Source organism: Acidovorax sp. Q11, assembly GCF_054950075.1.
The window spans coordinates 15464-30102 of sequence record NZ_JBUDZG010000039.1; the positions used below are offsets into that span (position 1 = coordinate 15464).

Annotated in this window: 12 protein-coding genes; 4 read left to right on the forward strand and 8 right to left on the reverse strand. The window is 66.7% G+C overall.

Features of this window, described 5'->3' with window-relative positions; genetic code table 11:
- Window positions 1-16: 16 nt before the first annotated feature.
- From rlmN to surE, 8 genes are all read right to left on the reverse strand, one after another.
- Window positions 17-1129, reverse strand: a complete 1113-nt coding sequence (gene rlmN / locus ACYZGB_RS20690; RefSeq protein ID WP_462390732.1) for a dual-specificity RNA methyltransferase RlmN — start codon at window positions 1127-1129, stop codon at window positions 17-19.
- Between the two features lie 87 nt (window positions 1130-1216).
- On the reverse strand, window positions 1217-1642 hold the full coding sequence (gene ndk / locus ACYZGB_RS20695) for a nucleoside-diphosphate kinase (protein WP_063463230.1): 426 nt from the start codon (window positions 1640-1642) through the stop codon (window positions 1217-1219).
- 89 nt (window positions 1643-1731) lie between these two features.
- Window positions 1732-3324: a pseudouridine synthase gene (locus ACYZGB_RS20700; protein ID WP_462390733.1), complete on the reverse strand. Its 1593-nt coding sequence runs from the start codon at window positions 3322-3324 to the stop codon at window positions 1732-1734.
- Complete coding sequence (scpB, locus tag ACYZGB_RS20705; protein WP_462390734.1) at window positions 3324-4112, reverse strand: SMC-Scp complex subunit ScpB; 789 nt, start codon at window positions 4110-4112, stop codon at window positions 3324-3326. Before scpB ends, ACYZGB_RS20700 begins: the two co-directional genes overlap by 1 nt.
- 150 nt (window positions 4113-4262) lie before the next feature.
- On the reverse strand, window positions 4263-5303 hold the full coding sequence (locus tag ACYZGB_RS20710) for an RluA family pseudouridine synthase (RefSeq protein WP_462390746.1): 1041 nt from the start codon (window positions 5301-5303) through the stop codon (window positions 4263-4265).
- A 5-nt stretch (window positions 5304-5308) separates the two neighbouring features.
- The gene (locus ACYZGB_RS20715) at window positions 5309-6223 is read right to left on the reverse strand and encodes a peptidoglycan DD-metalloendopeptidase family protein (RefSeq protein WP_462390736.1); all 915 of its coding nucleotides are present in this window, start codon (window positions 6221-6223) and stop codon (window positions 5309-5311) included.
- A 12-nt stretch (window positions 6224-6235) separates the two neighbouring features.
- Window positions 6236-7024, reverse strand: a complete 789-nt coding sequence (locus ACYZGB_RS20720) for a protein-L-isoaspartate(D-aspartate) O-methyltransferase (RefSeq protein WP_462390737.1) — start codon at window positions 7022-7024, stop codon at window positions 6236-6238.
- Window positions 7024-7818 carry a 5'/3'-nucleotidase SurE gene (gene surE, locus ACYZGB_RS20725; protein WP_462390739.1) on the reverse strand — a complete coding sequence of 265 codons (795 nt, stop codon included), beginning with the start codon at window positions 7816-7818 and terminating at the stop codon, window positions 7024-7026. The genes ACYZGB_RS20720 and surE overlap by 1 nt, the downstream gene beginning before the upstream one ends.
- Window positions 7819-7967: 149 nt before the next feature.
- Between surE and ACYZGB_RS20730 the strand changes: the two genes are divergently transcribed.
- From ACYZGB_RS20730 to ACYZGB_RS20745, 4 genes are all read left to right on the forward strand, one after another.
- Window positions 7968-8942: an NADPH:quinone oxidoreductase family protein gene (locus tag ACYZGB_RS20730; RefSeq protein WP_462390740.1), complete on the forward strand. Its 975-nt coding sequence runs from the start codon at window positions 7968-7970 to the stop codon at window positions 8940-8942.
- Between the two features lie 126 nt (window positions 8943-9068).
- Window positions 9069-10601 carry a GGDEF domain-containing protein gene (locus ACYZGB_RS20735; protein WP_462390742.1) on the forward strand — a complete coding sequence of 511 codons (1533 nt, stop codon included), beginning with the start codon at window positions 9069-9071 and terminating at the stop codon, window positions 10599-10601.
- 168 nt (window positions 10602-10769) lie between these two features.
- The gene (locus ACYZGB_RS20740) at window positions 10770-12365 is read left to right on the forward strand and encodes an alkaline phosphatase D family protein (RefSeq protein ID WP_462390743.1); all 1596 of its coding nucleotides are present in this window, start codon (window positions 10770-10772) and stop codon (window positions 12363-12365) included.
- 269 nt (window positions 12366-12634) lie between these two features.
- Window positions 12635-14479: a gamma-glutamyltransferase family protein gene (locus tag ACYZGB_RS20745; RefSeq protein WP_462390744.1), complete on the forward strand. Its 1845-nt coding sequence runs from the start codon at window positions 12635-12637 to the stop codon at window positions 14477-14479.
- Window positions 14480-14639: the final 160 nt, after the last annotated feature.

Below are 14639 nucleotides of genomic sequence, written 5' to 3' on the forward strand. Positions count from 1 at the left end.
GCCGATCGCCTGCTGATCAAGTCACCGGTTTGAGCACGATTGTGCGCTGCTTTGCCATGCGCTCCGCAGCGCGGGTGCGGTCCTTGACATCGCCCGCCAATTGCCCGCAGGCCGCGTCGATGTCATCGCCCCGGGTCTTGCGCACCGTCGTGACAATACCGGCGTCGCTCAGGACCTTGGAAAAGGCAAGAACCTGATTCTGCGCCGACCGCAAGAGCCCTGACGCGGGAAACGGATTGAAAGGAATCAGATTGAATTTGCAACGCACCCCGGAGCGCTTGACCAGCTCGATGAGCTGCTGCGCATGCTCCAGCTGGTCATTCACGCCGTCCAGCATGCAGTATTCAAAGGTAATGAAGTCGCGAGGCGCATGGGCGAGATAACGGCCACAGGCCTCCAGCAACTCCTGGATCGGGTACTTGCGATTGAGTGGCACCAGGTTGTCGCGCAAGGGATCGTTCGGTGCATGCAAGGACACCGCCAGAGCCACAGGGCAGTCCTGCGAGAGCCGGTCCATCATGGGCACAACACCCGAGGTGGACACCGTCACCCGGCGGCGCGACAGGCCGTAGCCATGGTCGTCCAGCATCACACGCAGAGCGGGCACCAAAGCAGCGTAGTTTTGCAGCGGCTCGCCCATGCCCATCATGACCACGTTGGAGATCACGCGGTCTTCGGTATTGAAGCGCTTGCGCAGGGAGTGCTCGGCAAACCACAGCTGGGCCAGGATCTCGCCCGTGGTCAGGTTGCGGCTGAAGCCTTGGTGCCCCGTAGAGCAAAAGCGGCAGCCCACGGCACAACCGGCTTGTGACGACACGCAGAGCGTGCCCCGGTCATCCTCGGGGATGAACACGGCCTCGACTGCATTGCCGTCCCCCACGTCAAACAGCCACTTCACCGTGCCGTCTGAAGATACATGTTCGGAGACAACAGGCAGGGCCTCAACCTTGGCACACCCCTTGAGCTTGTCGCGCAGGGCTTTGGCCAGATCGCTCATGGCGTCGAAGTTGCTCGCGCCACGCTGGTGGATCCAGCGGAACAGCTGGGTCGCACGAAAACGTTTCTCGCCCAGCTGCTCACAAAAGGCTGCGAGGCCGTCGAGGTCAAATTCCAGCAGGTTGGTGGTCATTGCGCCGCCCTCCCGGAGGGCCGGGCGCAACCGTCCCCATGGCGCAGACATCCCACGGTTGCGGGAACAGGCATGGGGATCACCATATCAACGCGAGTAGATGTTCAGGCCGGGGAAGAAGAAAGCCACTTCCACAGCAGCCGTTTCGGCAGCGTCCGAGCCATGCACGGCATTGGCGTCGATGCTGTCAGCGAAGTCAGCGCGAATGGTGCCGGCTTCTGCCTTCTTGGGGTCGGTGGCGCCCATCAGTTCGCGGTTCTTCAGAATCGCGTTTTCGCCTTCCAGGGCCTGGATCATCACGGGGCCGGAGATCATGAAGTCCACCAGGTCCTTGAAGAAAGGACGCTCTTTGTGCACGCCGTAGAACTGCTCGGCTTCCAGGCGCGACAGGTGCACCATGCGGGCAGCCACGACCTTGAGGCCAGCGGCTTCAAAACGGGCGTAGATCTGGCCGATGACGTTCTTGGCCACTGCGTCGGGCTTGATGATGGAGAGAGTGCGTTCGATAGCCATGTTGATTTTCCTGAATGAATAATGTTGCCGTGATTCGTTTGCCCACCGGACAAAGCCCTCGATTCTAACCGTGGAAGCCCGGCAGCAGATTAACGACCACCACCGCGCCGGGGGCCGCCACCGCCGGGTCGGCGTTTGTCCTGGCGGTGTCGAGAAAGGCTGTCCACCCCGATGTACCCCACCGAGGTTTTCATCGGATCGGGCTGGGCCGCACCGCGCTGGCGATCGCCACCCGCAGCATTGTTGCCACGCGCGCCCTGCCCTTGCCCGCCGCCGTCACGCCGAGGCTTCTGGCCACGCGGGCCCGCACCGCCGCCGCCCTGGGACATGTCCCGGCGGGGGCCATCCCCGCCCCGGGGGCCACCACGGCCTCGATTGCGCGCATTGCCATTGCCACCGCGTCCGCCAGCCGCCGGGCCCGCTTCTGCGCGGCCTTCGGCCGATTCAGCGCGCCCCGCACCCGCCGCCTGGACCAGCGCCCGGATATCGCTGTCGTCCAGCTCCAGCCAGGCCCCACGCTTGAGGCCACGGGGCAGCACCATGGCGCCGTAACGGATGCGGATGAGGCGGCTCACAGCATGCCCCACCGATTCCATCATGCGGCGCACTTCACGGTTGCGGCCTTCGGAGATGGTGACCCGGTACCAGCAGTTGGAACCCTCACCACCGCCGTCTTCGATGGAGCCAAACGACGCCATGCCGTCGTCCAGGCGCACGCCGTCCAGCAGCTTCTGCTTTTCTTCGTTACTGAGTGCACCCAGCACGCGGACCGCGTACTCACGCTCCAGGCCAAAACGGGGATGCATGAGCTTGTTGGCCAGTTCGCCCGAGCTGGTGAACAGCAGCAGCCCTTCGGTATTCAGATCCAGCCGCCCGACCGACTGCCACTTGCCCTGCATCAGCCGGGGCAGCTTGCGAAAAACCGTCGGCCGGTTCTGCGGGTCGTCATGGGTCACCACCTCGCCCACGGGCTTGTGGTACGCAATCACCCGCGCTGGCGGCGGGTCGATGCGATAGCGGATGGGCTTGCCGTTGACCTTGACCTGGTCGCCAAACTGGATGCGCTGGCCGATATGGGCCGGCTCATTGTTCACCGAGATGCGCCCTTCCAGGATGAGCTGCTCCATCTCCAGTCGCGAGCCCAGCCCTGCCTGGGCCAGCACCTTGTGCAGCTTGGGCGTTTCCACCTGGGGCAGCAGCACCCGCTTGGCGGGCGCCACATCTGCCGACGCGTCATCCTGGTCGAAACGGCCCGAGACCACATCCTCGAACTGGTAACCCTCAACCGCCGGGGCGGGCTTGCGCTTGTCGCGGCCAGCCCCCTCCGCACGGGGCGGGCGCCCTCTTTGGTCCGCAGGGGGTTGGCCCTTGCGCTCCCCACGCGGCGCAGAACCCTCGGCCCCGGGCGCTTGCGAACCGGCAGCTGCGGGCTCTACAGCCACCGCCAGCTCGGCACCGGTGGGCGCTTCGACCGGGCTCGGAGACTCGGCCAACACCTCCGCTGCAGGAGCAACCACAACCACCACAGAATCCGCTGCCACCGCGTCAGTCCCCTCTGCGGAAACCGGCACAGCCTTCTTGCGCGGTGCGCGCTTGACAGCAGGCTTCTTGGCAGCAGGAGCCACATCGGCAGCGTCAGCCTCGGGCGTTGCGCCCGGATTGTCGGGGGTCGAATCGTTCATCAAGTGTTTCCCTGGACACCGCCCGGGGTATCCGTATCCATATGGTCGCCACGGAGATCTGTCTCCGTGTCACTAAAAAAATCGTCCACCAGCGGTGGGCTCACGCTTTCCGCGATGACAGGGGCGGACTGCGGCTGCAGCTCCGCCGCAGGCGCCACATCCACCGCCTCGGGCTCGGGCCCTGGTTCTGACACCGGCTCCAACATCGGCTCCAGTTCCGGCACGATCACCCCCTGGGCCGCAGCAGCCATGGCCTCCAGCACATTCGCATTGCCGGTGGGGTCGTCCAAAACCGGCAACTGGTCCAGCGACTGCAGGCCCATGTCATCCAGAAACTGGCGGGTGGTTGCAAACAGAGCAGGACGCCCCACGGTTTCCCGGTGTCCGATGACCTCGACCCAGCCCCGATCTTCCAATTGCTTGATGATCAGACTGTTGACGGTCACGCCACGGATGTCCTCGATGTCGCCCCGCGTCACCGGCTGGCGATACGCAATGATGGCCAACGTTTCCATGGTGGCCCGCGTGTAGCGCGGGGGTTTTTCGGGGTGCAGCCGGTCGAGATACTCCCGCATCTCGGGGCGGCTCTGAAAACGCCAGCCCGTGGCCACCTGCACCAGCTCTACCCCGCGCTGCGCCCAGTCCTGCTGCAATTCCTGCAGCAGGAGTTTGAGCGTGTCAGACCCCAGCGCATCATTGAAAAGCACCCGCAGCTCGCGCACAGGCACAGGCTGCTGCGCGCAGATCAGCGCAGTTTCGAGGACCCTTTTGGCATCCACCGTGTTCATGGTTCAGCGATTCCTGGAAAAGTGCCACGCGTTGCAACGGGTGTCACATCAACAGCAGGGGGCAATCAAAATGGCGCGCAGTGCAAGGACGTTGGCACGGCGCAGGGGCCCGGCGGGATTCCGTCTTCGGGCAGGGGGCCGATCAGGCCATCAGGGCGCATTGTAGCCCAGGCCCCAGGAAGACAGTGCCTGCTGCATGTCCTCGGGTGCCTGCGCATGGAACTCCAGCGCCTTGCCCGTTACCGGGTGCACAAAGGCCAGGCGGTAGGCGTGCAGTGCCTGGCGCTGCATGGCCACCAAGGGCGCACCGCCATACAGGGTGTCGCCCACCAGCGGGTGCTTGAGCGATGCCATGTGGACCCGGATCTGGTGGGTCCGCCCTGTGTGCAAGGTGCACTGCACCCAGCAGCCCTGGTCGGTGCCTCCCAGCCACAACACGTCGGTGCGGGCAGTTTTGCCTGCATGCAGGGCCAGGTCCACCACGGCCATGCGCAACCGGTTGCGCGGGTCGCGCCCGATGGGGGCATCCACAGATCGGCTCTTGGGCCCTGTCCAGGCGCCGTGCGCCAGGGCAAGGTACTGGCGCTTGACCTTGCGCTCGGCGATCAATGCCACCAGCGCGTCCATGGTGGCGCGGTTCCGCGCCACCACCATGAGGCCGCTGGTGTCCTTGTCCAGCCGGTGCACGATGCCAGCACGGGGAACCAGCAGGGCTTTCTCATCGCGGGCCAGCAAGCCGTTGAGCAACGTGCCACTCCAGTTGCCTGGCGCCGGGTGCACAACCAAGCCTGCGGGTTTGTTCACGACCAGAAGGTGCTCGTCCTCATACACCACGTCAATGGCCATGGGCTCGGGGCGGAACGCCTGGCTTTGCAGCGTAGGCCGCATCTCCAGAACCAGCTGGTCGCCCGCCTTGACGCGGGTGGACGCCTTGAGGACAGGCTTGCCATTGAGGCTGACCAGCCCCTGCCCCAGCAACTGCTGCAGGTAGCTGCGGGAAAACTCAGGAACCAGATCGGCCAGCGCCTTGTCCAGCCGGGCGGCATGCTGCGGTGCTGCCACCAGCATGTGGCGCATTTCGCTGCTGGCCTCGACCAGCGCTTCCGACTCCTCGCCGAGCAAGTCATCGCCGACTTCAGCAGGCACGCCGGCCGCACCGCCATCGCCGCTGTGCGGCAGCCCGGCCACCATAGGGATCAACGCGCTGGCAGGTAGCGCGAGGGGTCCACCGGCTTGCCCTGTCGGCGGATTTCAAAGTGCAGCTTGACGCGGTCTGCGTCGGTGTTGCCCATCTCGGCAATCTTCTGGCCCTTGCGCACCGCCTGGTCTTCCTTGACCAGCAGCGACTGGTTGTGGGCATAGGCCGTGAGGAAGGTGTTGTTGTGCTTCAGGATCACCAGGTTGCCATAGCCGCGCAGGCCTGCGCCGGCGTAGACCACACGGCCGTCGGCGGCGGCCAGCACGGGTTCGCCCGCCTTGCCGGCAATATCGAAGCCCTTGTTGCGCGCCTCGTCAAAACCCGCAATCAGCGAGCCCGACGCGGGCCAGATGAAGGCGATGTCATCCTCTCCAGCAGGGGCAGCGGCTGGCGCTGGCGTCGCCGGGGCCACGGCCACCACGGTGCCGGGGGCCGCCGATGCCGGTGGCTTGGGAGTGCTGGCAGCCGACGCGGCCGGTGCAGGCGCCACGGTGGACGAGGTCACAGGCCGCGTCACCACACCGTTGTCAGATGCCACGGCCGTGGCTGCCACAGCGGCCGTGGGAGGCGCCACGCGCAGCACCTGCCCAACTTCGATGAGGTTGGCGTTATCGAGGTTGTTCCAGCGGGCGAGGTCTTTCCAGCTCTGGCCGGACTCCAGCCCGATGCGAATCAGGGTATCCCCAGGCTTGACCGTGTAATAACCCGGTTTGCCCGCATTTTCTGCTCCGGGCAAGGGCTTGATGGGGGTGCCCACCACCACGCCAGGCTGGCCAGCCTGCGCAGGCGCAGAAGATGTGGAGGTGCCCCGATCTTCCACAGGAGCCTTGTTCAGGCGGGTGCCACAGCCGGAGAGCACCAGCCCCGCCATTGCCACGGTAAACCCCACCACAAGACCACGCGATACGAACATAAGCAATTCCCTTTAGGCAATCCCCGATTTTAGAGGGACAAAATGCACCGGCTCGAGCACGTTTTGTTTCAATCCGTGCGGGGTTTTGTCGATCACCAGCAACATCTGCTGCCCGCCCGACAGCGCCATGGGCGCCACCAGCCGCCCACCCACCGCCAGCTGATCGCACCAGGCCTGGGGCACCGCATCGCCCCCAGCGGCGGCAATGATGGCGGCATAGGGCGCCCCCTTGGCATAGCCCAGCATGCCATCGCCAAACAACAGATGGACATTGGCCAGCCGAAACGGGCGCAGGTTGTCGCGCGCCCGGTCGTGCAGGCCGCGCAGCCGCTCCAGCGTGTAGACCTCCCGCGCGAGCAGGCTCAGCACCGCCGCCTGGTAGCCGCAGCCCGTGCCGATCTCCAGCACCCGGCCCAGGCCGCCCGCGCGCGCGCCCTCGGCACCCAGCAGCAATTCGCACATGCGCGCCACCACGCTGGGTTTGGATATGGTCTGCCCCAGCCCGATGGGCAGGCTGGTGTCCTCATAGGCCTGGTTGACCAGGGCACTGTCCACAAACCGGTGGCGCTCCACCGCGCCCATGGCCTGCAACACCGGTGCCGAGGTGATGCCGCCAGCTGCCAGCTTTTGCACCATGCGGGTGCGGACCGCCGAAGAGTCGAGCCCCACCCCCACCGGCGCAGCCACCACCGGCTTGCGCGCCGCCAGAGCCGAAGCCGGTGCCGACACCTGTACCACCGGCTTGGCGCCAGCATTGCCCGTGCCCGGCAGACGGGCCGGAAACCCAGGGCGGCGCTGCATCACATGTCCGGGGCGGAATCCGCCCCTGCCCCAGCGGCCCATCGGGACGCCGTCTGCGCCCAGGCGCCCAGGCTGTCGTGATCGGTCAGATCCACCTTCAGCGGCGTGATGGACACATGGCCCTGCGCCGTGGCATGAAAGTCCGTGCCCTCCGCGTCGTCCTTGGCCGCACCCGCCCCGCCAATCCAGTACATCGCCTCGCCACGCGGGCTTTCCTGCACGATGACACGCTCGGCCGCATGGCGGCGCCCCAGACGGCACCACTTGGCAGGCCGCAGTGCATCCAGCGGCATGTTGGGGATGTTCACATTCAACAGCCAGGGGGTTTCGTTCACCAGTTGCTGGCTGCGCATCTGCGCCACGATCTCCCGGGCCTTGGCGGCGGCGGCTTCCAGCTCGCCCCAGCCCTTGTCCACCTGAGAGAACGCGATGGCCGGGATGCCGAACAGGTAACCCTCCATCGCAGCGCCCACGGTGCCCGAATAGATGGTGTCGTCGCCCATGTTGGCGCCATTGTTGATGCCGGACACCACCAGATCGGGCCGGTAGCCCAGCAAGCCGGTCAGCGCAATGTGCACGCAGTCGGCCGGGGTTCCATTCACATACCGAAAACCGTTGGCCGCCCGGTGTACGTACAGCGGCGAATGCAAAGTCAGCGCGTTCGACTTGGCGCTGTTGTTGTGCTCGGGCGCGACCACCTCCACCTCCACACCCTCCAGGGTCTTGAGCGCGTCATGCAGGGCCACGATGCCCGGGGCCTGGTAGCCATCGTCGTTGGAAATCAGAATTTTCATGGTTGCAGCAGAGGTTGCAACGGATTGTAGGTGGGTGCTCCTGCATGCGTTGCCCCGCCATGGCGCGCGCAGGGTCGGTCGCTCGTGGGACAACAGCCCCCGGGCACCCCGGCCTATCATGCGCCCCAACATTGACAGGAGACTTTCCCATGCACGCTTGGCTTTGCACCAACCCCGTCGGCGTTGACGCCCTGACCTGGACCGAACTGCCCACACCGGCCCCCAAGGCGGGCGAGGTGCTCATCGAGATCAAGGCCGCCAGCCTGAATTTTCCCGACCTGCTGATCGTGCAGAACAAGTACCAGATGAAGCCGCCGCTGCCCTTTGTGCCGGGCTCCGAATACGCGGGCGTGGTGGCAGCCGTGGGCGACGGCCTCACGCACCTCAAGGTCGGCCAGAACGTGGCCTGCCTGTCGGGCACGGGTGGCTTTGGCACGCACACCATTGCACCCGCCGCACTGTGCATGCCCCTGCCCGACGGCTTCTCGCATGTGGATGCCGCAGCTTTCATCATGATCTACGCCACGTCCTACCACGCGCTGGTGGACCGCGCCCAGCTCAAGGCGGGCGAGACAGTGCTGGTGTTGGGCGCTGCGGGCGGCGTGGGCACCTCGGCAATCCAGATCGCCAAGGCCATGGGCGCCCGGGTGATCGCCGCCGCCTCCAGCGACGAAAAATGCGCGCTGTGCACCTCCATCGGGGCCGACGCCACCATCAACTACAGCAAGGACAACCTGCGCGACGCCATCAAGGCACTCACCGACGGCAAGGGCCCCGATGTGATCTACGACCCCGTGGGCGGCGACTTTGCCGAGCCTGCGTTCCGCTCCATCGCCTGGCGCGGCCGCTACCTGGTGGTGGGTTTTGCCTCGGGCCCCATCCCCGCCCTGCCCTTCAACCTGGCGCTGCTCAAGGGCGCGTCCATCGTGGGCGTGTTCTGGGGCGACTTTGCCAAGCGCGAGCCCAAGGCCAACGCCGCCATGATGGGCGAGCTGGCGCAGTGGTATGCCCAGGGCAAGATCAAGCCCGTGATCGACCGCACCATGCCCATGGCCGAGCTGCCCGCCGCCTACGCCCACATGGGCTCACGCGGCGTGATGGGCAAGCTGGTGATGGTGAACTGAGACCACCCCGCCCCCCGGGCGGGCGGCGCCCGGAGGTGCACGCAGGAGCACGCGCCCCTGGTCAAAAAAGCCGCACCCTGTGTCACACTTGCGCCTTCCAGCCCCTCCTGACACTGGTGCCCACCCATGGCCGACCGCCTCCCCTCCGAGCTCGCGCGCGAGACACTCAAACAACTGGCAGCCCGCCGGTTGCAACCCACCCCCGACAACTACCTGTCGCTGTACGACGAGATTGCGGGCACCCGCAGCCAACAGCCGTTTCCCGAAGGGCAGCTCAGCAGCATCCAGCGGGTGCTGCCCGCCCAGACCCCCGCCCAGAAACGCCTGCTCACCCAGTTTGAGCGGGCCATCATCACCAAAGATTGGACCTCGCTGCAAAGCGTGATGGTGGGCTATGCCAACCTGGGCCTGCACCCCGCTGCCGCCACCCCCATCGAAACCGCCAATGCCCCCTCGGCCCTGGGCGAGCTGCCGCCCGAGCTGGCCGAGACCCTGGCGCGCCTCATCGACAACACCCTGCCCGCCCTGGGCGAAGACGACGCCCGCGTGATCGAGATGGCCAAGCAGCTCGTCACCTTCCTGCGCGAGCCTTCGCCCCCCGTGGCCACGGCGCAGCTCATGCTGGGCAACTTCACCTACCGGCTGTCGTTTGCCACCGAAGACCAGGCCGCCATCCGCACCAGCCTGCTGGAGCTGCTGCACATGATCTTCGAGAACATCGCCGTGCTCAGCGTGGACGACCGCTGGCTGCATGGCCAGGCCGAGGCGCTGATGACCGCCTCCACCCCGCCACTCACCCTGCGCCGGCTCGACGACGTGCAGCGCCGCCTCAAGGACGTGATCTTCAAGCAGACCGAGGCCAAGGCCCGCACGCTCGAAGCGCAGGAGCAGATGAAGGACATGCTTGCCACCTTCATCGAGCGGCTGGCCAAGATCACCGCCTCCAGCACCAGCTACCAGGGCACCATGGAGCGCTGCGCCGACCTCATTGGCAAGGCCAACACCCTGCAGGACATTGCCCCGGTACTGCAAGAGGTGATGAGCGCCACCCGCGCCATGGCACTGGACAGCCGCGTGACCCACGACGAACTGCAGGACCTGCGCGAGCGCACCGAGGCCAAGCGCGCCGAAGTGGCCAAGCTGCAGGAAGAACTCGACCGCGCCAGTTCCCAGGCCCGGCACGACCCGCTCACCGGCACCCTCAACCGCAAGGGCCTGGACGAAGCCATGGAGCGCGAGATTGCCCGCGCCCGCCGCATGGGGTCTCCGCTATGCCTGGCACTGCTGGACCTGGATAACTTCAAGTCCTTGAACGACCGCCTTGGCCACGCAGGTGGCGACGCGGCGCTGGTGCACCTGGCCCAGGTCACGCGCGAGGTCATGCGGCCGCAGGATCTTTTGGCCCGTTATGGCGGTGAAGAGTTTGTCATCGTGCTGCCCGACACAGCGGTCGAAGCCGGCGTGGCCGCCATGACGCGGCTGCAGCGCGAGCTGACCACCCGCTTTTTTCTGCAAGGCACCGAGAAAGTCCTCATCACCTTCAGCGCAGGCGTGGCGCAGCTGAGCGACACCGAAAGCAGCACCGACGCCATCCTGCGCGCCGACCAAGCCATGTACCTCGCCAAGCGCTCGGGGAAGAACCGGGTGATGGCAGCTTGAGCAGGAACACCCCCCTGAGGCGCGGCGCGCCTTCCCCCCGCTCTCGCAGCGCTATGCGCTGCGGGCAGGGGGACGCCGCCAGCGCGGCGGGGCGGCCCTTGCGCGGCGGCCGCTGGCCTGGGTCGCGTCAGTTGCTACGCGCAGCGCCCTACGCCAAAGACAGCTGAAATGACATCGGAGCAAAGACGGCAGTTTCTGCGCAACGCGGCACTTGCCGCCACCGCATCCACCCGCCCCCGCTGGGCGTGGAGCAACCCGCCCGCGCTGCAAAGCAACCCCTTTGCGCTGGGTATCGCCAGTGGCGACCCCACCCCCGATGGCGTGGTGCTCTGGACCCGCCTGGTGCTGGAGCAGCCCGCGCAAATGCAGGCCACCCACACCGTGCGGTGGGAAGTGGCGCACGACGCGCATTTTGCGCAGATCGTGCAAAAGGGCGAAGCGCCCGCGCTGCCGCAGCTGGGCCACAGCGTGCACGTGGAGCTGCGCGGCTTGGCACCGGGGCGCTGGTACCACTACCGCTTCATGCAGGGCGATGCCGTGAGCACCGTGGGCCGCACCCGCACCGCGCCCGCAGCGGGCGATATGCCGGATGCGCTGCGCATCGCCTTTGCGTCCTGCCAACGGTGGGAACACGGCCACTACGCCGCGTGGCGCCATCTGGTGGCCGACCAGCCGGACCTGGTGCTGTTCCTGGGCGACTACATCTACGAATACGCCACGCCCAAAAATACCTCGGACCTGGCGCGCACCCACAGCCTGCGCCTGGCCACCACGCTGGCCGACTACCGCGACCGCTACGCGCTGCACAAAAGCGACCCGGCCCTGCAGGCCGCCCACGCGGCCTGCCCCTGGTCCGTGACCTGGGACGACCACGAGGTGCAGAACGACTACGCCGCCAGCGCGGGGCACGCAAGCAGGGGCGATGCCACCAGCTTCCTGGCGCAGCGCGGCGCCGCCTGGCAGGCCTTTTACGAAAACATGCCCCTGCGCGCCGCCAGCCTGGGCCGCCCCTTCCCCGACACCCGGTGGGACGCACTGCAGATTTACCGCCGCCTGCGCTGGGGCCGGCTCGCACACATCCATCTGCTGGACAGCCGCCAGTACCGCAGCTGGCAAGCCTGCCGCACGCCAGACTCCGGCAGCGCCAGTGCCGTGCGTGGCAACAGCTGTGCCGACCTGGCCGACCCCGCCCGCAGCCTGCTGGGCACGGCACAAGAGCAATGGCTCGACACCGGCCTGGCTGCCGACGCCGTCGCATCCAACGCCGCACAAGACCCCACCCGCTGGAGCGTGATCGCGCAGCAAACCCTGTTCTCGCCGCGCCACTACCCCTCGGGCACGGTGACCACCGACAACTGGGACGGCTACCCCGCCGCCCGCGCGCGCCTGCTGCAGGCCGTGGCCCAGCACAAGCCACGCAACACCGTGCTGCTGGGCGGCGACATCCACCAGAACTACGTCTGCCGCGTGCACGCCAACGCAGACCGCCCCGACTCGCCCGTCATCGCCAGCGAGTTCTGCGGCACCTCCATCAGTTCGCGCTCGGGCACCACACAAGACAAGGTGGACGCCGTGGTGCGCCACAACCCGCATGTGTTGCTGGCCCGCTGCGACCTGCGCGGCTACGGCCTGGCCCACATCACGCCCACCCAGTGGACCACCACCCTGCGTGTGCTCGACGACCCCCTGCGCGCCGACAGCGGCGCCAGCACACTCGCGCGCTTTGTCGTCCAGGACGGCCGCGCGGGGCCCGTGGCCGCATAGGCGGCAGACCGCAGGCAGCACGCCGCCAGTGGCACGCAGCAGTGCTCGGCGCCTCCTTCGCAGGCGTGTTTGCTATATATTTGATAGCTTAAAAAACATACCCATCGCGCGGTAGCGGCCTAAAAAGCTTTGAATTTAGAGCCTGTAGCGCAATGTAACGCCGCCCCCCAAAGCTGCGCCTGGCGCCGTACGATGGCCGCTGCTTCTTGCGCGCTCGCTTGCCTGTCCTTTCTGCTTGTCACTTCTTGCCACCCAGGAGAAACCAGCCCATGCCCACCCCCACGCCCTTCCCCGCTGCAGCCAACCGCACCTTCGCGCCACGGCGCCACCTGGTGGCCTGCGCCGCACTCGCAGCCCTGCTGGCGGGTTGCGCCAGCAGCCCCTCGCAGTTCGCCTACACCGTGCCCGCCCAGCCCGAAGGCTCATCGGGCTACACCGAAAAACCCGGCTGGGCCACCGAGAAATTTGCCGTGGCCGCAGCCAACCCCCTGGCCACCGACGCGGGCTACCAGATCCTCAAGGCCGGTGGCTCGGCCATTGACGCCGCCATCGCCGTGCAGATGGTGCTGACCCTGGTGGAGCCCCAGTCCAGCGGCATCGGCGGCGGCGCCTTCCTGCTGCACAGCACCGGCAAAACGGTCGAGGCCTACGACGGCCGCGAAACCGCCCCCGCTGCAGCCGACGAAAAACTCTTCCTCGGTGCCGACGGCAAACCCGTGCAGTTTTATGACGGCGTGGTGGGCGGCCGCTCGGTGGGCGTTCCCGGCACCGTGCGCATGCTGGAGATGGCGCACAAACAGCACGGCAAGCTCCCCTGGGCCACGCTGTTCCAGCCCGCCATCACCCTGGCCGAAGGCGGCTTCAAGGTCAGCGCACGGCTCAACACCCTGGTCAAGGCCGACGCACACCTCAAGAAAGATCCGGTGGCCGCCGCCTACTTCTATAAACCCGACGGCGACGCCCGCGATGTGGGCTTCAACCTGCGCAACCCCGAGCTGGCCGCCGTGCTGCGCCGCATAGCCGCCGAGGGCAGCAAGGCCCTGCACGAAGGCGAGATCGCCCAGGCCATCGTTGACAAGGTGCAAAAACACCCCACCAACCCCGGCAAGCTCAGCATGGCCGACCTGGCCAGCTACCAGCCCAAAAAGCGCGAGGCGCTCTGCCACGACTACCAGGTGCAGGCCAAAGACTTCCGCATCTGCGGCTTCCCGCCGCCCAGCTCGGGCGCCATCGCCATCGGGCAGATCCTGGGCATCCTGAAAAACACCGACGCTGCCGCCAAGCCCCTGCAAGACGGCATCCCATCGGCCGACTGGCTGCACCTGTACACCGAAGCCGCTCGCCTGGCCTTTGCCGACCGCGCACTCTACGTGGCCGACCCCGACTTTGTGCAGCCGCCCGCAGGCAGCTGGACCAGCCTGATCGCCCCCGCCTACCTGGCCGAACGCGCCAAGCTCATCAGCTCGCAAAGCATGAAGGTCGCCCAGCCCGGCAACCCTGGCGCCGCCAAGACGGGCCACGCCCCCATGCCCGACCAGCCCGAATACGGCACCAGCCACATCAGCATCGTCGATGCCTTCGGCAACGCCGTGGCCATGACCACCACCATCGAAGACCAGTTCGGCGCGCGGCAAATGGTCAAGGGCTTCTTGCTGAACAACGAGCTGACCGACTTCAGCTTTGCCCCCGCCGACGCCCAAGGCCAGCCCATTGCCAACCGCGTGCAACCCGGCAAACGCCCCCGCTCGTCCATGGCCCCCACCCTCGTGTTCGACAAGGCCACCGGCGAGCTGCTGATGAGCGGCGGCAGCCCCGGCGGCGCGGCCATCATCCACTACACCACCAAGACGCTCTATGGCGTGCTCAACTGGGGCCTGATGCCCCAGCAGGCCATCAACCTGCCCAACTTCGGCTCGATGAACGGCCCCACGCTGCTGGAGGAAAAGCGTTTCCCACACGCCACGGTGGAGGCCCTTCGCGCCAGAGGCGCCGAGGTGCGCGAGATGAACATGACGAGTGGTCTGCAAGCCATCACGCGCGGGCAGGCGCATGGCAAGAAGCTGTGGATGGGCGGGGCGGACCCACGGCGGGAGGGGGTGGTGATGGGGGATTGAATGGACTGGAGACCCAGCCTGCGCTCTGCCTGAGAGCCTGTCAGATGTTTTGTGTGTGAGGCATAGCATGTCAACAAGGAGCATGAATGCCACGCAAGACGAAGACAACCGCAGCAGCGGACAAGGCGGCGCAGCCGCAATTCTCAGCCGCAGCGCTTGA